The 19,927-nt window shown below is 64.4% G+C and carries 19 protein-coding genes; 10 read left to right on the top strand and 9 right to left on the bottom strand.

The annotated features are described in order from the left end of the window. Positions 1 to 178: 178 nt before the first annotated feature. Entirely contained in the window at positions 179 to 1,948 is a 1,770-nt protein-coding gene (locus H8K20_RS03110; protein ID WP_186487448.1) for a zinc ribbon domain-containing protein, read from the bottom strand. A 493-nt stretch (positions 1,949 to 2,441) separates the two neighbouring features. On the opposite strand from H8K20_RS03110, the gene H8K20_RS03105 reads away from it, so the two are divergent. The 4 genes from H8K20_RS03105 to H8K20_RS03090 all read left to right on the top strand — a co-directional run bounded on the left by H8K20_RS03105 (position 2,442) and on the right by H8K20_RS03090 (position 5,452). Beyond that, positions 2,442 to 3,209 carry a type III pantothenate kinase gene (locus tag H8K20_RS03105; protein ID WP_186487447.1) on the top strand — a complete coding sequence of 256 codons (768 nt, stop codon included), beginning with the start codon at positions 2,442 to 2,444 and terminating at the stop codon, positions 3,207 to 3,209. A 183-nt stretch (positions 3,210 to 3,392) separates the two neighbouring features. Further along, a complete protein-coding gene (locus H8K20_RS03100; RefSeq protein WP_105205791.1) occupies positions 3,393 to 4,058 on the top strand; it encodes an ECF transporter S component in 666 nt (221 codons plus the stop codon). A gap of 260 nt (positions 4,059 to 4,318) precedes the next feature. Beyond that, positions 4,319 to 4,984: a recombinase family protein gene (locus H8K20_RS03095; protein ID WP_105205792.1), complete on the top strand. Its 666-nt coding sequence runs from the start codon at positions 4,319 to 4,321 to the stop codon at positions 4,982 to 4,984. Positions 4,985 to 5,215: 231 nt separating this feature from the next. Continuing rightward, positions 5,216 to 5,452, top strand: coding sequence for a hypothetical protein (locus H8K20_RS03090; RefSeq protein WP_105205793.1), 237 nt, complete (start codon positions 5,216 to 5,218; stop codon positions 5,450 to 5,452). 164 nt (positions 5,453 to 5,616) lie between these two features. Here H8K20_RS03090 and H8K20_RS03085 read toward each other — a convergent pair whose 3' ends face one another. Genes H8K20_RS03085 through H8K20_RS03075 form a run of 3 tightly spaced genes read right to left on the bottom strand, consistent with a single transcriptional unit; the run spans position 5,617 to position 7,912 of the window. Then, complete coding sequence (locus H8K20_RS03085; protein WP_105205794.1) at positions 5,617 to 6,414, bottom strand: ABC transporter permease subunit; 798 nt, start codon at positions 6,412 to 6,414, stop codon at positions 5,617 to 5,619. Then, on the bottom strand, positions 6,411 to 7,295 hold the full coding sequence (locus H8K20_RS03080; RefSeq protein WP_186487446.1) for an ATP-binding cassette domain-containing protein: 885 nt from the start codon (positions 7,293 to 7,295) through the stop codon (positions 6,411 to 6,413). The genes H8K20_RS03085 and H8K20_RS03080 overlap by 4 nt, the downstream gene beginning before the upstream one ends. Further along, a complete protein-coding gene (locus H8K20_RS03075; RefSeq protein WP_105205796.1) occupies positions 7,292 to 7,912 on the bottom strand; it encodes a TetR/AcrR family transcriptional regulator in 621 nt (206 codons plus the stop codon). The genes H8K20_RS03080 and H8K20_RS03075 overlap by 4 nt, the downstream gene beginning before the upstream one ends. A gap of 189 nt (positions 7,913 to 8,101) precedes the next feature. Between H8K20_RS03075 and H8K20_RS03070 the strand changes: the two genes are divergently transcribed. Continuing rightward, positions 8,102 to 8,590, top strand: coding sequence for an NUDIX domain-containing protein (locus H8K20_RS03070; RefSeq protein ID WP_186487445.1), 489 nt, complete (start codon positions 8,102 to 8,104; stop codon positions 8,588 to 8,590). 60 nt (positions 8,591 to 8,650) lie between these two features. Beyond that, on the top strand, positions 8,651 to 9,418 hold the full coding sequence (locus H8K20_RS03065; protein WP_186487444.1) for a 4Fe-4S binding protein: 768 nt from the start codon (positions 8,651 to 8,653) through the stop codon (positions 9,416 to 9,418). Between the two features lie 234 nt (positions 9,419 to 9,652). On the opposite strand, the gene H8K20_RS03060 is transcribed toward H8K20_RS03065, so the two are convergent. Further along, positions 9,653 to 10,132, bottom strand: a complete 480-nt coding sequence (locus H8K20_RS03060) for a DUF6530 family protein (protein ID WP_154865730.1) — start codon at positions 10,130 to 10,132, stop codon at positions 9,653 to 9,655. A gap of 195 nt (positions 10,133 to 10,327) precedes the next feature. Between H8K20_RS03060 and H8K20_RS03055 the strand changes: the two genes are divergently transcribed. Then, complete coding sequence (locus H8K20_RS03055; RefSeq protein WP_186487443.1) at positions 10,328 to 11,134, top strand: MBL fold metallo-hydrolase; 807 nt, start codon at positions 10,328 to 10,330, stop codon at positions 11,132 to 11,134. Positions 11,135 to 11,259: 125 nt separating this feature from the next. Here H8K20_RS03055 and H8K20_RS03050 read toward each other — a convergent pair whose 3' ends face one another. From H8K20_RS03050 to metF, 4 genes are all read right to left on the bottom strand, one after another. Then, a complete protein-coding gene (locus H8K20_RS03050) occupies positions 11,260 to 11,985 on the bottom strand; it encodes a gamma-glutamyl-gamma-aminobutyrate hydrolase family protein (protein ID WP_105205801.1) in 726 nt (241 codons plus the stop codon). A 61-nt stretch (positions 11,986 to 12,046) separates the two neighbouring features. Then, positions 12,047 to 14,431, bottom strand: coding sequence for a homocysteine S-methyltransferase family protein (locus H8K20_RS03045; protein ID WP_341480804.1), 2,385 nt, complete (start codon positions 14,429 to 14,431; stop codon positions 12,047 to 12,049). Further along, positions 14,418 to 15,134, bottom strand: a complete 717-nt coding sequence (locus tag H8K20_RS03040; RefSeq protein WP_186487442.1) for a vitamin B12 dependent methionine synthase, activation domain protein — start codon at positions 15,132 to 15,134, stop codon at positions 14,418 to 14,420. Before H8K20_RS03040 ends, H8K20_RS03045 begins: the two co-directional genes overlap by 14 nt. A gap of 4 nt (positions 15,135 to 15,138) precedes the next feature. Next, positions 15,139 to 16,023: a methylenetetrahydrofolate reductase [NAD(P)H] gene (metF, locus tag H8K20_RS03035; protein ID WP_105205803.1), complete on the bottom strand. Its 885-nt coding sequence runs from the start codon at positions 16,021 to 16,023 to the stop codon at positions 15,139 to 15,141. Between the two features lie 313 nt (positions 16,024 to 16,336). On the opposite strand from metF, the gene H8K20_RS03030 reads away from it, so the two are divergent. The 3 genes from H8K20_RS03030 to H8K20_RS03020 all read left to right on the top strand — a co-directional run bounded on the left by H8K20_RS03030 (position 16,337) and on the right by H8K20_RS03020 (position 19,899). Then, the gene (locus tag H8K20_RS03030; protein ID WP_164998290.1) at positions 16,337 to 17,350 is read left to right on the top strand and encodes a carbon-nitrogen hydrolase family protein; all 1,014 of its coding nucleotides are present in this window, start codon (positions 16,337 to 16,339) and stop codon (positions 17,348 to 17,350) included. Between the two features lie 236 nt (positions 17,351 to 17,586). Continuing rightward, a complete protein-coding gene (locus tag H8K20_RS03025; protein WP_186487441.1) occupies positions 17,587 to 18,771 on the top strand; it encodes an SIS domain-containing protein in 1,185 nt (394 codons plus the stop codon). Positions 18,772 to 18,834: 63 nt separating this feature from the next. Further along, positions 18,835 to 19,899: an SIS domain-containing protein gene (locus tag H8K20_RS03020; RefSeq protein ID WP_186487440.1), complete on the top strand. Its 1,065-nt coding sequence runs from the start codon at positions 18,835 to 18,837 to the stop codon at positions 19,897 to 19,899. Positions 19,900 to 19,927 lie beyond the last annotated feature (28 nt).

Genomic DNA, 19,927 nt, shown 5'->3' with positions numbered 1-19,927 from the left:
GGGCAAATTTTCGGCATATCCGGCTCCTCGTTTCTCCACTTTTAGGCGCAAATTTTGCAAAAAAGCACAAAATGTCTCCACTTTTCCTCAAAATAAAGGCCTGTGGTCTCCACTGTGACCACAGGCCTCTTTTTTAAGGATAACAGGCGCTCTACCGGTCCGGCTTGCTGCCCACTGCTCAGGCTGCGGTAAAGGTGCCGCGGGTAACGGTGAGGTACTGCCCCTCCGATACCGTCACATACTTTTCACCATCGAAGTTGTCGTTGGTGATGATGCTGTCGAAGTTGCCGGTGCTGTCGGAAGATACCTCGATATAGCAGGAGTACTCGCTGTTGCAGGTCACCTTGTACTCGCCGGCCGGCAGGTCTTTGCCCACCTTGTACATGCCTTCGCTGTACACGCCGTTTTTGCTGGTGATCTGCACCTCCGCCTCAGCGGCGAAACGGCCGCGGTTGACGGTGAAGTACTGGCCGTCCTGCAGGGTGATGTAGCCGAAGGTGTCCAGGTTGTCGTTGGTGATGATGCTGTCGAACTCGCCGGACGAGTCGGATGAAACCTCGATGTAGCAGGACAGATCGCTGGTGTTCTGCACCACGTACTCGCCGGCCGGGATGTCGGTGCCGACCTTGTACATGCCTTCTTTGTGCCAGTTGACCGTCTTGCTCGGCGTGCCGCTGGAGGCGCTCTGCGAGGACGAGCCCGAGCTGCCGCCCGCCGGCGCCGTATCCCAGGGCAGCTCCACGCCGCTGTTGGGCGCGCCGACCGGCGCGATCAAAAACACCACCTGATCGCCGTCTGTCGATATCGCGTACACGACCTTATTGCGGGCCTGGGTGCCGCTGTCGCGCTCGCCGTCGATCACCTCGTCGAGCAGGTCCATGACGTTGTCCAGGTCCTTTTCGCGGATAGAGGGGTTCACGGCGAGCACCGCGCTCTCACAGCTGTCCTCAAAGCGGTCGGTGCTGCCGGTGGCGGCGTGGCGGATGCCGATATACTGCACGTCGCTGCCATCGACCACGATCACCATCTGGCTGCCGCTGCCCATATCGGCGTAGTACGCGCCGCCGTCGCCGGCCGTCAGCTTGGAGATATCGGCCACGCCGCCTTTTTTGTACTGGTTATAGCGCTCTACGAACTCGTCGGGGTCCATTTTAAACAGCGCCGACTCTATCTTGACGTCGTCGCTCTGCACCGCGCCCGACGAGCTGCCCGGCCGCTCGTCGTCGCTGCCGCCCAGCGCCAGCAGCACGCCCGCCACCACCAGCAGCAAAAGCAGCGCGCCGACGACCGCCCCAATGATGATAAAGGTCTTTTTCTTGTTCTGCTTTTTGGCCCCACCGGCGGCCGGCTGGGGGTGCAGCTGTCCCGTGGTGTAGACCGAGGCCGGGTTTTGGCCGCTCGGCGGCGCCCCCCAGCTGATGCTGCCCGGGGCGGGCGGCACCGGCGCGGATTGGCTGTCGCCCGCTGCCCCGGCGGCGGGGTCTGCCGCGGCGGGCGGCACCGGCGCGGGCTGGCTGTCGCCCACTGCCCCGGCGGCGGGGTCTGCCGGGGTGGGCGGCACCGGCGCGGGCTGGCTATCGCCCGCTGTCCCGGCGGCGGGGTCTGCCGGGGTGGGCGGCACCGGCGCGGGTTGGCTGTCGCCCGCTGCCCCGGCGGCGGGGTCTGCCGGGGTGGGCGGTACCGGCACGGGCTGGCTGTCGCCCGCTGTCCCGGCGGCGGGGTCTGCCGGGGTGGGCGGTACCGGCGCGGGCTGCGGCTGGTCGGCCGGGGTGCCGCAGAACATGCAGAAGTTCCCGCTTAATTCTTTGCCGCAGTTCCGGCAGCGGCGGGGCGCCGCGGCGCTCTTGTCCGCAGCGCTCTGTACCGGCGCGTCGGCCGGGGCCGGCGCGCCGCATTCCGTGCAAAAATTGCCCTCAAATTCATTGCCACATTGGCTGCATTTTTTCATGAGCTGTTCCTCCTCTTGCGCAGGGCTTACCAAACACCTCTGCTGCAGGGCCGCGAAACTGCGGCGCATTCTGCGCACCGCCACAAAGCGGGTCCACACAGCGCGCACCCTGTATCTTTAAACAGTATACCATATCGACACACCGGGCCAAATATACCCCCCTAAATTTCTCTCATTTTGCCGATTTCGCGTCTCGTTCTCTGTGCAATACTGTCACTGCCGCGCACCGGGGCCGCCGATTTTATAAATTCCGCCGCGCGCCGTACGCCGCTCGGCCGATCGCCGTTTTTCCGGGCGCGACCGCGCCGGCCCGCACGCGTGGCCGGCGTTTACAGCGGGCGGTATTTCTGGTATACTGCCACTGCGGGAGGTCGGTGCGCTCATTGCTTATTGCTTGTAGCTCGTAGCTCGGCACTCGGTACAGCCCGCCAGAGCGGCACAGCCTATAGGCGGCTGCTCTCTTGCAGTAGTTATAAAAAAGGGAGGTCTTACCGTGCTGCTGGTCTTAGAGGTGGGCAACGCCACCACCACGCTGGGCGCCTTTCGCGGCGACGAGCTGGTATTCACCGCCCGCACCGCCACCCGCCACACGCCGCTGCCCGATGAGCACGCGCTCATGCTGGGCCAGCTGCTGGCGCTGTACGGCTGCGCGCCAAACAGCTTTGACGGCGCGGCCATCTCCTCGGTGGTGCCGGGCCTGTACCCGGCGCTCACGGCGGCTGTAAAACAGCTCTGCGGCTGCGCGGCCGTCTGTGTGGGGCCGGGGGTAAAGACCGGGCTGGACATCCGGCTCGACGCCCCCGCCGCTCTGGGCAGCGACCGGGTGTGCGGGGCGGTGGCCGCTGCCAGCGCCTACCCGCTGCCGGCGCTGGTCTGCAATTTCGGCACCGCCACCACCATCTGCTGTATCGGCGATGGCGGCCAGTACCTGGGGGGCTGTATAGCGCCGGGGGTAGAGGTGGGCGCGCAGGCGCTTGCCGACCGCGCCGCTCAGCTGCCGCAGGTGGCGCTAAAGGCGCCGGCCAGCGTTCTGGGCAAAAACACTGCCGAGGCCATGCAGACCGGCATCGTCTACGGCGCCGCCAGCATGGTCGACGGTATGGTCGCCCGCTACACACAGCTGTTGGGGCAGGCGCCCACGGTCGTCGCCACCGGCGAGTTCGCGCCGCTGATCGCCCCCTGCTGCCGCACCCCGCTGGTGCAAGACGCCCATCTGCTCCTGCGCGGGCTGCGGCAGATCTACTGCAAAAACCGCCGCTAAAAGCCCCGGGCGCCGGCGGCAAAATGCACATTATCGCGGTGGGGCCGGCCGGCAGCACTTTTGCGCCGGACCGGTACCAGCCGCCGCTGTGCGCGCCCCGCAGGCGCCAACGAGCGCACCGAGATACCCGCTAATAATGCGCTGCATCCCCACTGCTGGGGAGCGGCAGCAGGAGGTATCGCTATGAAATCATCCGCCATCCACCAAAGGGGCACTGTCCGCACGGTCCAGCTGGCTCTGCTCTCGGCCATCATCTTTGTGCTGGCCCTCACTCCGCTGGGCTTTATCCCGCTGGGGCCCATCAACGCCACCACCATCCACATCCCCGTCATTTTGGGGGCCATCTGGCTGGGGCCGGCCGCCGGCGGCTTTTTGGGCGGGGTGTTCGGTCTGTCCAGCCTGCTCATCAACACGGTGCGCCCCGGCCCCTCATCGTTCGTGTTCTCCCCGTTTTACGCCGCTTCCATCGGCATGGGCGGCGCCAAAAACGCGCTGTACAGCCTGCTCATCTGCTTTTTGCCCCGCATTCTCATCGGGGTGGCCGCCGGCTGGCTGTACCGGGGCCTCTCGTCCCTGTGCCAAAAAAGCCGCGCCCGGCAGACCTTTGCCAGCGGTCTGTGCGGTGTGGTGGGCTCGTTTGTGAACACGCTGCTGGTGATGGGGGGCATTTGGCTGCTGTTTGGCCCGGTGTACGCCCAGCAGGTCAAAAATGTCCCCTACAGCGCCCTGGGCGGGATCATCATGGGGGTCATCGGTCTCAACGGCACGCTGGAGGCGCTGGTCGCCGGCGTCATCACCGCCCTGATCAGCGCCCCGGTGGCCGCCGTGCTCTCCCGGCAGCGGCGGTGACCGGCCCGCGGCCCGGGAAACATTTTCCAGTATGCGGCGACCCTGTTTAGCTGTAAAATATACGTGTACCAAAGCGGCACATTCGTGCCGCTTTTTCTGTAGTGGAAACGGCCTGTTTTTTGGCAGGGCCGCCACCTGCCTGCCCGCGCGGGCGCCGCCAGCTCGATCCGCGCCCTGTACAGAATACAGGGTAAAGAGTAAAGCCGCTGTTTTTATACACCTCGATACACACGACAAATTTTATTACGGAGGGATAAAAAATGGACAGCACCACCGACCGCACTACCGATAGCACTACTGTCAGCAGAGTGTTTGGCTACATTCGCGTCTCCAGCAGAGACCAGAATGAGGAGCGCCAGCACATCGCCATGGACCAGTTTGGCGTGCCGCACAAAAACCGGTACCTGGATAAGCTCAGCGGCAAAGACTTCTGCCGCCCCGCCTACCAGCGCCTGGTGCGGCGCCTGCGCCCCGGCGATGTGCTGGTGGTCAAATCCATCGACCGGCTGGGCCGCAACTACGACGAGATCCTCGAGCAGTGGCGCCACATCACCAAAGAAAAGCAGGCGGCCATCGTGGTGCTCGACATGCCCCTGCTCGACACCCGCCAGGGGCGCGACCTCACCGGTACCCTGATCGCCGATATCGTGCTGCAGCTGCTCTCTTATGTGGCCCAGACCGAGCGCGAGAACATCCGCCAGCGGCAGGCGGAAGGCATTGCCGCCGCCAAGGCCCGGGGGGTCCGCTTCGGGCATCCCCCCATCCCCATGCCGCCCCAGTTTGAGGAGTTGCGCCGCCGCTGGCAGCGGGGCGAGATCTCCTCCCGCCAGGCGGGCAAGCTGCTGGGCGTCAGCTACCAGACCTTTTTGCGCCGCTGCCGCCAGGCGCAGCAGGAACGGCCCGCCGCCGAAAAACCGGCGCGGTGAGCGCCCCTTTTGCCCCCCAAAATTATTTGCGCCAGAGGGTAGACATTTTGTGACCATCATCGTATAATAGTTTTACTGGCGAATTTTTGTGTTTTTTACACATTTTAAGCGGTTTTTCACCAGTTTGGCGGCTGTTACTCTAAGTCTAATTACCGTCACAATTTCTAGTAATTTATGACAAAAATGGTTTTTTATACCAGTTTCTATTCCGTTTAAAAAGGGGGGCAAGTCATGGCAGAGCAGTTATCGCTTTTAGAGCAGTTGGCCCAGGCGACCCACTGCACCTACCTCTCAGACCTGCACCGGCCCGGGCTGCGCGCCGCCGTGTTAAAGGCGGCCCAAACGCTCTCTCAGGGCGATTTCTCGCCCCGCGAGTGGAGCGACGCGGTCTCTTACATCACCGGCAACGAGCAGCAGTTTTTAAGCGCGCAAGCCGCGATCGACTATTTGAATAAAGAGAGCCGGTAGCGCTGCTCTCCCGCCGCCCACCTGTCCGTGGGCTTTTTTCATGCCCAAAACATGCTCAAAACATGCCCAAGACATGCTCCAATACGCCCAAAAAGGCGCCGGCCGTGTGCGGTTTGCACGGCCGGCGCCTCTCGTCTGTTGGCGGCACTTCTTTTTTAAGATATCTACAGGGGCAGATCGCGGCGGCAAAAGATCGCGCCACCGGCCAAAAAGAGCAGGGTCCCCAGCGCATAGAGCACCAAAAAGCCGGCGACAGCGCCGCTCTCACCAGCGATCAGGCCACCGGCGTCAAACAGGGTCAGCGGGGTCAGGTACTTGAGCCAATCCATCTTGTCCCCCACCTGCGACAGCATCTGCAGCAGGATAAAGGCGATGCACGAGCCGGCGCCCAGGCCGCAGCTCAGCTTGGTCTGGTCAAAGCAGCACACCGATAAAAAGCACAGGCCGGCCATGAACAAAAGCAGGCCGTAGAGCCCCGCGTTCAGCAGCAAAAACCGCCCTACATCCAGCTGCTCGTCAAACATCGCCCCGCCGCAAAACAGCACCAGCACCGTCACGTACACCACCAGAAGCAGCGTGCCCAGCGCCATAAATACCCCCTGCGTGGCTATAATGCTGCGCCGCTTGTGCGGGGTGGCCAGCAGGTAGGCCATCGACCCCCGGTCGATATAGCGCGCCACCAGGCGGCTGGCCATCAGCACGATGAACAAAAGCGGTATCACGATGAGGATGAAGCCGTACAGGTAGTTGCCCACGAACTCCAGCAGCGTGTTGCCGGGGCTCTGCATCTGAAAAGCCGAAAACAGCTCCGGCATGCTCTCGGCCATCATCTGCAGGCTCTTACCCAGCTCCGGGTCGTACATGGCCACGATCAGCGCGCCGTACACCGTCAGTATCCCCATAAATAAAAGCACCAGCTTGTAGTTGGCGCGGGCCTCTCTTTTAAACAGCGGGCCGGTCATTTCGATCCCCTCCCATAGTAGTGCATAAACAGTTCCTCCAGCGATTGGGTGCGGGTGGCCAGCTCTGTCACGGTGTACCCGGCCAGCTCTTTGATCAGCGCGTCGGCCCGCCCGCTGGTGCGCAGCACCACCCGGCAGCCGTCCAGCTGGCGGCCGGCGCCGCCGGCACAGAACCGCTCGGCCTCGGCGGCGGTGGCAAAGTCGATCAAAAACACCTTGGTGCGGCTCTGGCGCAGGTGCTGCATCTCCTCGGCGGCGATCACGCGGCCCTCTTTGATGATCACCACCCGGTCGCAGGTCTGCTCCACCTCCTCAAACATGTGGGAGGACATCAGCACCGTTTTGCCCGCCTTCTTGGCCCGGCTGATCAGCTGCACGAATTTGCCCTGCATCAGCGGGTCCAGGCCGCTGGTGGGCTCATCCAGCACCAGAACATCCGGGTCCTGCATAAAGGCGATCACCAGCCCGATCTTCTGCTTCATCCCTTTAGACATGCGCCGGATGCGGCCCCGGCCGTCCAGCTCTAAAAATTCCATCAGCTGCCGGGCCCGCGCCAAGTCGCCCATGCCTTTCATCTGGGCGATAAAGCGGATAAACGCCGTGCCGGTCATGTCCTCCATAAAGGCGATCTCGCCCGGCAGGTAGCCCAGCCGGGCCTGCACCTGGTCGCGCTGGGCAAAGCAGTCCATCCCCAGCACCTCGGCGCGCCCCCGGTCGGGGCGAATAAAGCCCATCAGCTGGCGGATAGTCGTTGTTTTACCGGCTCCGTTGGGGCCCAAAAAGCCCACCACTTCGCCCCGCTCCACGGCAAACGACACATCGAACACCCCGCGCCCCTTCCCGTAGTCCTTGGTGATATTTTGTATCTCTATCACGCTCACTGATACTCCTCCTTATAAGTCAGGCGGCGAAGATCGCGCAGCCAGCAGTGCCACTCGGCCATCATCTCGTCCACATCCGGCGCGAGCCCCAGGCGCTGCATCTCGGCCACATAGCCCTGCACCATAAACAGCAGCATGCGGTGCAGCCGCACCGGGTCCACGTCGTCGCGAAAGCGGTCCAGCCGCACCCCGGCAAAATACTGGCCGTAATTCTGGCGCATGGCTTTTTGCAGCTGACTGGTGATCTGCTCGGCGTGCTGCTGCCCCTGCTCGGCCCACACCCGCATCATAAAGTCCATAATGGCCGGGTGCCGGCGGATCAGGTCCGCCTTGGCGTCTGCCCCGCGGTCCATCAGCTCAAAAAAGTCGTCGCAGCCCTGCTGCAGGTCGGCCGCCACCGTCTGCTGCACCTGCTTATCGCAGTAGTGGTACACATACTCGTACAGCGCCTGCTTGCTCTTAAAATAGTAAAACAACAGCCCCTTCGAGATGCCCGCCCGGTAGGCGATCTCCTCGGTCGAGGCGTGCTTATAGCTGTTTTTGCCAAACACCTCCATGGCGGCGTTGACGATCTGCAGCTGCCGTTTTGGCGGCAGCTCATCAAAGGTCTGGCGCATTGCGGGCGCCTCCTCTCTCGGATGTGTGACCAAACCGGTCAATCTCCATTCTACGGCATTGACTGGTTTTTACAAGGCCCCCCAAAGATTTTTTAGGGGATCGGCGGCCGCTAAAAACTTTTGGGTGTGGCCGGTTTGCATGCGCCCGGCAAAAGTAGTACACTGTTTTTTAAAAAGGGAGGTGTTTTGGTGGACGGTAAACTGCGCAACATGACCTCGGTCTACATCCTCGACGGCGACCGCATCCTGCTGCTCTACCGCGTTGGCTCACGGGTGGTGTCGCCCAGCTGGTGCGGGATCGGCGGCCATTTTATGCCAGAGGAGCTGGGTGACGCCCGCGCCTGCGCGCTGCGGGAGCTCGAGGAGGAGAGCGGCCTCGGCGAAGGCGATCTCCTCGATCTGCGGCTGCGCTACATCACCCTGTGCCAAAAAAACGGCGAGACCCGGCAGAACTACTTTTTCTTTGCCCGCCTGCGGCCCGGCAGCACCGTGCCCGCCACCAGCAGCGAGGGGCAGCTGCGCTGGTTTTCGCTCGGCGAGATCGCCGCGCTGCCCATGCCGCTGACTGCCGGGCAGATGCTCGCCCACTACCTGCACACCGGCCGGCACACCCGGTTGCTCTACGGCGGCATCACCACCCCCGAGCAGCTGGCGGTCACCCCGCTGGAAGATTTTTAAGGCGCACCGGCCGGCGCTCTGGGGCCGGCGCGGCGCCCACAACAGAAAGGGGCCCTCGATTTGTCACTCTATACCATCTGTTTCAGCCCTACCGGCGGCACGCAAAAGGTGGTGGATATCCTCGCTGCCGACTGGGGCGAGCCGGCCACCGCGGTAGACCTGTCGGCACCCCAAGGCGGGTGCGCCGGTCTCTCTCTGCAGAGCGGCGACATCTGCCTGGTGGCGGTGCCCAGCTTTGGCGGGCGGGTGCCCGCCGTCGCCGCAGAGCGGCTGGCGGCCGTCCGCGGCGGCGGAGCTATGGCCGTGGCGATCGCCGTCTACGGCAACCGCCATTACGACGACACGCTGCGCGAGCTGCAAGACGTGCTGGAGGCGGGCGGTTTTACCTGTATCGCCGGCATCGCCGCCGTGGCCGAGCACTCGATCATGCGCCAGTTCGCCACCGGCCGCCCCGACGCCGAAGACGCCCGGCAGCTGCGCGCCTTTGGGCAGGAGATCAGGCGGGCCATCGCCCAAAAGGCGCTGGCGCCCGGCCTGCGGCTGCCGGGAAACGTGCCCTACCGCGACTACGGCGGCGTTCCCTTTGTGCCTAAAGCCGGCAAGAGCTGCACCCGCTGCGGCCGCTGTGCCGCCGGCTGCCCGGTGGCGGCCATCCCCGCCGGCGACCCCGCCAGCACCGACAAGGCGCTGTGTATCTCCTGCATGCGCTGTATCGCGGTGTGCCCGGCGGGGGCGCGCAAAGTAAACCGCGCGGCGCTGCTGGCGGCCGGTCAAAAACTCAAAAAAGCCTGCCAGGAGCCCAAATCCAACGCGCTCTTTCTAGGCTAAAATTGTAAACAAACTGAAAACAGCGCTGTCTTTTTGGCTGAGACAGCGCTGTTTTTTCTGTTTTGCACCCGTTTGCGACCGGCGCCTGCCGGGCGCTGCTCACCGCCCCACGCATGCAGCACACAGCACACAGCACACTGTATGCTGTGTGCTGCATGCTGAACGCCTGTGTACTGTATACTCTATACTCTATACTGGGCAGTGCGCGCTGCCGGGCCGGCGCTCTATTGGCGCTCAGTAACCGGCCTCGCGCAGCATGCGGCTCAGGGTGTGCAGCCGCTCGCTCAAAAACTCGTCCTCCTCCGACAGCGCCTGGCCAAACAGCTTGATATCCTCGTCGATCATGGGGTTGTCCCGGCACACGGCCACCGTCATGGCGTCGCCCTGCAGGCCGATGCGGTCGATCTGCGGCTGCTGCGGGTCGTACAGCTTGGGGTAGCGGTAACTCTCGGCCATGTACTGCTTGGCGCGGCAGATGAGGATGGCCAGGTCGAGCACCCGGTGCAGGGGCAGCTCCTCAGACTGGCGCGACCACTTTTCACCGGTGTAGCGCCACACCTTGGCCGACACCTCTACCCTGCCCCGGTCGTTCCACTGGGCCAGCCCCAGCGACAGGCCCTTGGCGTCGGACTGGTAGGCCTTGTGGCCGTCGACCTGCTCGTAATTCTCGACGGTGATGACCGGTTTGTGTTTTAGGGTGGTGGGGATCTTCATCGCGTTTCCTCCTCTGCGGTAAAACTTCGTTTTTACGTTTACTGTTTTACTAAATTACTAATTTAGTAAAATCAATATACCACACCGACTGCACCTTGTCAACTGAAAAAGCGCCGTGTTATAATCTATAATCAGTTACCGCCTACCGGCCGGAGCGCACACTGCGCCGATGGGCGGCAGAAAGGGGCCTATCTCATGCAGCTGTCTGTACTTGCCGAAAACACCGCCCGGCCCGGCTTTGAGGCCGAGCACGGGCTGAGCCTGTACCTGCGGGTCGGGCGGCGCCGGCTGCTGGTGGATGCCGGCGGCAGCGCGCTGTTTGCGCGCAACGCGCAAAAGCTGGGGATCGACCTGGCCGCCGTCGACACCGCCGTCCTCACCCACGGCCACCGCGACCACGGCGGCGGGCTGCCGACCTTTTTGGCGCTAAACCAAAGCGCCCCCATCTACCTGCGCCCCGGGGCTCTGGACCCCCACTTTTCGCGGCGGCTGCACGGCCTGGGCGATATCTCGGTGCCGCCGCTAACAGCTGGCGACCGGCTCGTCTACACCGGCAGCACCCACCCGCTGGGCGATGGGCTGCTGCTGTTTGCCGGGGTGCCGCGCGACGCGCTGCTTCCCACCTACAACCGGCTGCTGCTAAACGGGCGGCGGCAGCCCGATGCGTTTGCCCACGAGCAGCACCTGCTCATAGAGCGGGGCGGGCGGCGGGTGCTGGTGTGCGGCTGCGGGCACACGGGCATTGCCGCCATCCTGCGCCGGTGCCGCCTGCTGTGCGGCCACTACCCGCAGGTGGTAGTGGGCGGCCTGCACCTGAGCGACCCCCACACCCACACCAGCGAGGAGCCCGGCCGCATCGCCGCCGTGGCCCACGCCGTCAAACAGGCCGGCTGTACCCTGTACACCGGCCACTGTACCGGGCCGGTGGCGCTGGCCCAGCTGCAGCACCTGCTGCCGGGGCGGGTGTTCCCCATCACTGTCGGGCAGCACATCGACCTGTGACCGGGGCTGCCGCCCCCAGGGCCGCCCGGGCCGCGCCGCCGCAAGCAATAAAGAGCGGGCACAGATGCATAGAACATCTGTGCCCGCTCTCTTTTTTATGCGGTCTGCCCCAAACTGGCGGGGCGCTACTTCTGGCAGCAGGCGGTGAACATTTTAAACACGCCGAGCATCTTCTCGTCCTGTGCGGCCATCATTTCCGGGTGCCACTGGATGCCCAGCACCAGGCTTCCCTCGGCCCGCTGTATGGCCTCTATGTTGCCGTCGGCGTCGACCGCGGCGGCAAAAAAGCCCGGCGCGATCTGGTCCACCGTCTGATGGTGCAGCGAGTTTACCCGGTACCGCTCGCCCAGCAGCGGGTACAGCACCGACTGGCTGTCGATAAACACCTCGTGGCTGGGGCGGCAGGGGTCGCCCAGCTGCCGGTGCTGGATGTCGCTGCCGCTGATCTCGCCCAGGTCCTGATACAGCGTGCCGCCCAGCGCGCAGTTGAGCAGCTGGTGCCCCCGGCAGATGCCCAGCACCGGCTTGCCCGCCGCCAGCGCCGCTCGCAGCAAAAGCAGCTCGCAGGTGTCGCGCGGGGCGCACACCTCGGCCAGCGCCTGGCGCGGCTGCTGCCCGTAGATGGCCGGGTCGATATCGTGCCCGCCCGAGAGCAGCAGCCCGTCGACGCGGTCGATCATGGCGGACGCCAGCTCCTCGCTCTCTACGGTGGGCAGCAGCACCGGTATACTGCCGCCCGCCGCCACCGACGCGGCATAATTCCCGTTGATACCGTCGCTCACCCGCCCAAAAAACATGGGATCGGTGTGCACGATCGGCCCGGTGCTGATCCCTATAACTGGTCGCTCCATCAAAAAACACTACCTCTCTTATTTTTGCCGCCCCAAACAGGCGCCCGCGCCAAAGCGGCGGCTATTTAAAGATCTTTTTGGCGATATCCGCCGACATCTTGGCGTCTTTGGCGTAGTAGTCGGCCCCGATCTGCAGGGCGTAGTCCTCGGTGAGCACGGCGCCGCCCACCATGATCCGGCAGCCGGGTTTGGCCGCTCTGAGCTGGCGGATGGTCTCCTCCATGCTGCAGAGCGTGGTCGTCATCAGCGCGCTCAGGCCCACCAGCTGCACGTCCTGCTCCACTGCGGTGCGCACCACCTCTTCCGGCGGCACGTCGCGGCCCAGGTCCAGCACGGTAAAACCGTAGTTTTCCAAAATAACCTTGACGATATTTTTGCCGATATCGTGGATGTCCCCCTTGACGGTGGCCAGAATGATCTTGTCGCCGCCGGCCTGCTCGCCGCCGCTGGCGGCGATGTGGGCCTTTACCCGGTCAAAAGCCGCCCCCGCCGCGTTGGCCGACTGCATCAGCTGCGGCAAAAAGATGGTCCCTTTTTCAAAGTCGGCGCCCACCTGGTCGAGGGCCGGGATGAGCACCTGCTGCACCACCTGCAGCGGGTCTTTTTTAGCCAGCAGCGCCTCGGTCATCTCTGCCGCCCGGTCGGCCAGGCCCCGGTGGATGGCGGCCGGTATCTCTTTTTGCGGGTCAGCCGCCGCGCCGGTGGGCGCCGCCGGGCCGGCAGCCGGGCCCGCCGCCGGCTGGCTGCCGTAGGTCTGCACGTAATAAGCGGCGTTTTTATCGATGTTAAAGAGCACGCGAAAGCTGTCTACCGTCTGCCGCATGGCCTCCAGGTTGGGGTTTAAGATGGGCAGGTCCAGCCCGGCGGCCAGCGCCAGCGTCAAAAAGCTGCGGTTGATCTGCTCTCTGGCCGGCAGCCCAAACGAGATGTTCGACACGCCCAGCACAGTCTTTAGCCCCAGCTGCTCTTTGACCATGCGCACCGCCTTGAGCGTCTCGACCACCTCGGCCTGCTGCACCGAGGCGGTGAGCACCAGACAGTCGATGTACACGTCTTCCCGGGGGATGCCCGCCGCCAGCGCCGCCGCCAATATCTTTTCGGCCACCGCCAGCCGGTCCTCGGCCCGGTTTGGGATGCCGTTTTCGTCCAGCGTGAGGCCCACCACCGCCGCCCCGTACTTTTTGGCCAGCGGCAGCACGGTATGAAGGCTCTTCTCCTCGCCGTTTACCGAGTTGATGAGCGGCTTGCCGCTGTACACCCGCAGCGCCGCTTCCAGGGCGGCCGGGTCGGTGGTGTCGATCTGCAGCGGCGCATCCACCACCGCCTGCAGCCGCCGCACCACCCTGCTCATCATCTGGCGCTCGTCGATCTGGGGCAGGCCCACGTTCACGTCTAAGATGTCGGCCCCCGCCTCGACCTGCGACAGCCCCTGCGCCAGCACATAGTCGATATCGCCGTTTATCAGCGCCTGCTTAAACAGCTTTTTGCCGGTGGGGTTGATGCGCTCGCCGATGATCTTGGGGCCGTCGATCTCGACTACCCTCGAGGGGGAGCACAAGGCGCTGCGCCGCTGCCGGGGCCGCGGCGACGGCGCCCGGCCCGCCAGCATCTCGCCGATCTTCTGGATATAGGCCGGCGAGGTGCCGCAGCAGCCGCCAAACACGGTGATGCCCAGTTCGATATAGCCGCGCAGGTAGCCGGCGTAGGCGGCGGGGTCGATATCGTAGCTGCCGGTCTGCAGGTTGGGCAGGCCGGCGTTGGCTTTGATAAAGATCGGGCGGTCGCAGCAGGCGGCCAGCTCTTTGGCCAGCGGGTAGATATCGTCGGGCCCCAGCGAGCAGTTGATGCCGATGGCCTCGGCCCCCAGCCCCGACAAAGTCAGGGCCATGGCCGGTATGCTGGTGCCGGTAAAGGTGCGGCCGGTCTTTTCAAAGCTCATCGAGCACCACACCGGCAGGTCGCAGTTCTCCTTCACGGCCAGCACCGCCGCCTTTACCTCGGCTAAGTCGGTCATGGTCTCGCACACCACCAGGTCGGCGCCGCTGGCGGCCCCCTGCCGCACCTGCCGGGCAAACAGCTCTATGGCCTCCTCCATCTGCAGGCTGCCGCCCGGCTCCAGCAGCTCGCCGATAGGCCCCAGGTCCAGCGCCACCTTACAGCCGGTACCGGCCGCCGCCCGGCGGGCGATGCGCACCGCCGCGTCCACCACCTGCTCGACGGTGTAGCCGCTGCCGGCCAGCTTGTGGGCGTTGGCGCCAAAGGTGTTGGTGTAGATCACCTGGCTGCCGGCGCCGATGTAAGCGCGGTGGATGTCCTCGATGATCTGGGGGTGGGTGATGTTATAGCTCTCGGGGCGGCCGCCGGCGGGCAGGCCGGCCGCCTGCAGCATGGTGCCCATAGCCCCGTCGAGCAGGGTAAAGGTATGCGTAAAATCAAAAGTCGCCACAGCGCTTTCCTCCCCGTCTGAATGTGCAGTTTTCGCGCAGGCTGCAGTGGGTGCAGCCGCTCTTTTTATCCTGTGTGGCGCGCTCTCCCACGCCGATGATCGCCGTCACCGATTTAGACGGGGTCAGCAGGCAGCTGGAGGACACCGCCAGCCCGATCTGCCGCCCGGTATCCAGCAGCCGCGCCACCTGGGGCTGGCAGGTGATGGGCATGTCGCCGTACCCCGGCGAAAAGCGCCAGGTACAGCGCTGCCCCCGCTGGCCGCAGGCGCCTTTTATCAGCGCGTTCACACGGTCGCAGACCGCCTCGATGGCGGTGACGGCGGCGCTGTCGCAGACCACGGCGGCGGCCATGTCGGCCACCTGCTGCCGGCGCAGCAGCGCGTCGACGCCCGCCCCCAGCGTGGCGGCCATCAAAACGCAGCTGTCGCAGCCCGCCAGCAGCTGCAAAATGTCTTCCCCCGGCAGGTAAAAGTCGGTATCCAGCAGGGGGATGCCCTGCGGCTGGGGGGCGCCCAGCAAAAATTCGCGGCACACATAGCGGGGCGTCGCCGCCGCCTGCACCGCCTGCACCGACCGGTCTATCAGCGCGTCTATCTCGGGCGGGATAACGCTGCCGCGATGGCCCAGGTAGCGCAGTATCTCCGCCCGGTCCAGCACCAGGTCGGCCGGGTCCACCGCCCCCTGCGCGCGGTACAGCGCCACCGCGCTAGGCCTCCGTGCAGTTCAGGTCGCAGAGCAGCTTCTGCACGCTGCCCACCACTTTTTTGGCCACGTAGGGGCTGTTCATGGTGTACAGGTGGATGCCCTGCACACCGCTGGCCATCAGGTCTACGATCTGGTCGACGGCGTAGGCGATACCCGCATCCCGCAGCGCCGCCTTGTTGTGGCCCCATTTATCGATGATGCCGGCCAGCTTGTCGGGTAGGCTGGCCCCGCAGAGCGACACCATGCGCTCGATCTGGCTCTTGTTGGTCACCGGCATGATGCCGGCGGCGATGGGCACGGTGATGCCCATGGCCCGGGCCTTTTTTTCAAAGCTGTAAAAGGCGGCGTTGTCAAAAAACAGCTGGCTGGCCAGGTGGCTCACCCCGGCGTCTACCTTGCGGCGCAGGTGGACGATGTCCTCCTCCAAGCTGGGCGCCTCGGTGTGCCCCTCGGGGTAGCAGGCGCCGGCCACCGAAAAGCCGCCGCGGCTCTTGATCAGCTCTACCAGCTCGCTGGCGTAGTGAAAGGCGCCGGGCAGCGCCCCCTCTACCCTGTCTCCCCGCAGCGCCAGCACGTTGTCGATGCCCAGCGCGGCCAGCTCGTCGAGCAGCGCCAGCACCGTCTCTCTGGTGGAGTTGATGCAGGTGAGGTGGGGCAGCGGCTCGATGCCGTACTCGCGCTTGATGGTATCGGCCAGGTGCACCGTCTGCTGGCGCTGCTCGCCGCTGCCGCCGGCGCCGTAGGTGACGCTGATATAGTCGGGCGCCAGATCGTGCAGCCCCTCCAGCGTGCGGTACAGCCCCCGCACATCGTCGGTCTTTTTGGGCGGGAACACCTCAAAAGACAGCACACATTTTTTCTGCTCATACAGGGTCGATAAGTTCATGTCAGTCCACTCCAAAGCTACCGCTGCGGCCCCGCTGGCAGCCGCCGCTCTGCGGTATTTTTTCTAATTCTTACAGGCTATCATTATAACATTTCACCAGGCGATTGAAAAGCGCCCGCCAAAGAAAAAGGGGCCGTCCGCCGCCGGTCGCGCGCGCCGAGTCGCCGTGGTGTAAATCTGCCAAAATACGGCCTGCAATTTCTATATAAACTGGGACACCTGTCCTATCCTCCGCCCGCCGGCGGGGCGTATGATATAGGATAGTAGAAAATGGATATGCCCGATCACTTTTGCCGTAAAAGGAGGTAAGACCGTGCCCAACATCATCCCACAGGAAGAGATCCTCAACCTGGCCGTCGTCAACTTTCGCGCTGTGTGGGGCCAAAAGCAGCGCAATCTGGCCCGCATCATCAGCTATATCCGCGCCGCCGCCCGCCGCGGGGCCGACATCGTCTGTTTTCCCGAGCTGGCCCTCACCGGCTATGAAAACCAGACCGGCGTCCCCAAGGAGGAGAAGATGCAGGTGCAGCTGGCCGAGCCGGTGAGCGGCCCCGCGGTGGCGGCGGTGGCCAAGGTGTGCCGCCAGATGGAGATATACGCCGTTTTTGGCATGCCCGAGCGCGATGAGGACCGCCCCGACACCATCTACAACACGGCGGTGGCCTGCGGGCCCCAGGGGTATATCGGCCGCTACCGCAAGATCCACCCGGCCATGGCCGAGAGCTGCTGGTGCGACCGCGGCAGCGACCCCTTCTCGTTTGAGACCCCGTGGGGCAAGATCGCCGTGGGCATCTGCTACGACACCTACTCATTCCACGAGATCCTGCGCTACCACGCCGCCACCGGGGCCAAGGTGTACTTAAACCCCACCGCTATGGCCGAGGCCCCCCACTTCGACTGGAAGACCTGCTACTACGAGGGGCTGCGCCAGGCGGTCATCGCCAACGACTTTTTCGTGGCCAGCTCAAATCTGGTGGGCTATGATATCGTGGACGAGGATTTTTGCAACCAGACCGACGCGCTGCTGGAGCCCGATTCCCCCGGACGGCAGTTTTGCCGCCCCTTTTGCCCGCGGCCGGACCCGGCCTACTTTACCGGCGCCAGCATGGTGTTGGGGCCGGGGATCGGGCCTGATAAGGTACACGTGTACTGCGGCGATATCGACCTGTGCGAGCCCGAGCTGCTCATCGCCACCGTGGATCTGTCGGTCGGCTCCCGCATGATCTTTAACCGCAACCCCTTCAGCGGCAGGCCCGACTACCGGCCCGACATCTACAAAAAGCTAAACGAGCTGCTGCTGGAAGACCCGTATTGGGGGGAACAGTAGGTATTTCTCTCAGAGAAAGGCGGCCGCACGGGCTGCTTTTGCCGCCGCCCCTAAAGAAAAAGCTTCCCCGCCGGTGAAAAGCGGCGCCCAAAACCCCGTTTTTCACCCGGCCAAAGGCTTTGCCGCCGCCCGGCAGAAAAAGCTGTTTTAAAAACGCCGAAACGTGCCGGCAGGCACTGCCGCCGCATGTTCACGCCGTTACATATCCACATGTTGTGAGGAAGGTGATCTTACTGATGTCTCGCTTAAAAAAAGAGGATTACAACAATTCCATGCGGCTGGAGAGCTATGATCTGGCTACGTTTGCCGGTCAGCTGTACCAGCTCAACCACCAGAAGATACTCGACGCCGTCACCACCCCGGAGTACCTGCTGGCCAAAAAGGTGCTGGCCTGCGGCTGCGGCGACTCGTTCTGCGCCGCCGCCTGTGCCAAACAGGCCTTTTTGCAGCTGGCTCAGGTGCCCATGGAAGGCATGCCCGCCATCGAGCTGTCGCGCCACTACAGCGGCCAGGACCTGGACGACACGCTGCTCTTCTCCATCTCCAGCCGGGGCAAGACCTCCCGCGTCGTCGAGGCCACCCAGCGGGTGAAAAAGCTGGGCAAAAACACCACCGCGGTGGCCATCGTCAACTTTCCCGAGTCGCCACTGGTCGACGCCGCCGACGAGCTGCTGCTCATCCAGATGCCCAAGTTCGAGTGCGGCCCCTATACCGAGCACGCGCCTTGCCAGCGCTCGTACTTCAGCACCATGTTCACCATGATGCTGCTGGCCGTGCGCATGGGCGAGGTGCGGGGCCACTACTGTGCCCGGCAGGCCGAGGCCTACCGGCAGGGGATGATCGACTACGCCGCCTCGTTCACCCGCGAGCTGGTCGACCAAAACGACGACCGCATGTGGCAGCTGGCCCAGACCTGGGTAAACTTTCACCACTACGAGGTGGTGGCCTGTGGGCCGGAGTACCCCAACGCCTGGTTCGGCGCCGCCAAATTCGTCGAGGCCTACGGCGATCTGGCCACCTACGAAAACACCGAGAACTGGCCCGCCACCGGCCCCTATGCCAAAGACCCCCAGAGCATCGGCACGGTGGTGATCTTAGACCGCGAAAACGAGGCCTTTGACCTGAGCGTGGAGGTGATCGGGCAGATGGTGGCGCTGGGGCGGCCCACCATCGTCATCACCGACGCCGACGCCGGCGCCTTCCCCGCCGGGGCCGAGGTGTTTGAGATACCCTCTACCCCCTACCGCTGGGCCAAACCGCTGATGCAGTACTCGCCCCTGGGCAACCTGCTGGGCTACATCAGCAAAATGCGCGGCAGCAGCTTTTACCGCTACGGCGACCACGAGCCGTTCGTGCGCGAGACGATGGCCCGCATGGGCGGCGACCCCATCTCGAACGAGCCGCTGCTCATCGTCCCCTGACGGGGGCGGATGCGCCACACGCCGCTTTGCCGGCCCGTTTTTCCAGTTAAAAAGGAGGTCTTTATGAACGCTCAAGATATCACTTCGGCTTCAGCTGCGGCTCTGCCCCCGCTGATCCGGCACTACAGCACAGTCACCGCCGCGCTGCTGCCGACCCTGTGCCGCCAGATAGAAAACCTGTTCCCCGGCGACTGTCTCAAGAACACCGGCCGCATACTGCTGGTGGGCAGCGGTGAAGACTACGCGGCCGCGCTGGCCGGGCGGTCGGTGTTCTCGTCGCTGTCTTCCTACCCCGCCGAGTGGGTAGAGGCGCTCACCCCCACCGCGCTGCGCCACTTTATCGAGCGCGAAAAGCTGCAGCTGGGCAGCGCTTTCGTCATCGCCATCGACTGTGCCGGCGACGACGGCCAGCTGCCCCACGCCGTGCGCGAGGCGCAGAGCACCGGCGCCAAGGTGCTGCTGCTGACCGCCCGGGCCGACTGCCCCGCCGCCGCGCTGTGCGACTGGCTGCTATCGCTGCCGGCGGCCGGCGCGCCGCTGCTGCCCGAGACCGAGCACTTTTTTGTGAGCTACCTGGCGCTTTTGCTGTTGGGGCGCGCCATGGGTCTTGCCAGCGGCAAGCTGTGCGACAAAAAGGCCGGCGAGCTGCTCGACGAGATCGCCGATCACATCGACACGGTCAGCCAGCAGGCCGAGGACCTGTGCGCCCGGGCCCGGCAGGTGGCCGAGAGCTGCGCCGACGCCGCCGACATCGACATCATCGCCAGCGGCCGCGACTACCCGGCCGGCTACCTGGCGCGCATGCTGTGCTACCGCCGGCTGGGCCAAGTGGTGACGCTGGAGGAGAGCGAGGACTGGCTGCACGTCAACATGCTGGCGCTGGACCCGCACCGCTTTCTCACGCTGTTTTTCGTGTCGGGCGCCAACTCGTCGATGGACCGCACCCTGCGGACCATCGCCTTTGCCAAAGAGCTGGGCCGCCAGGTGGTGACCGTCACCGACATGGACGACCACGACCCGCTGGCGCTGGCGCTGCCCGCCTCGCGCTACAGCTGGGTCACCCCGCTGTCGCAGCTCATCCCCGCCGCGCTGCTGGTAGAGATGCTCCGCCTGTCGCGCCCGTTTTGAGCGCCGGCGGCAAAAGGAGATGACAGCC

The organism is Neobittarella massiliensis (ex Bilen et al. 2018), assembly GCF_014269355.1.
Classification (GTDB): Bacteria; Bacillota; Clostridia; order Oscillospirales; family Ruminococcaceae; genus Neobittarella; species Neobittarella massiliensis.
Note: the sequence above shows the minus strand (reverse complement) of the source record. Positions and strands in the feature narration are given on the sequence as shown.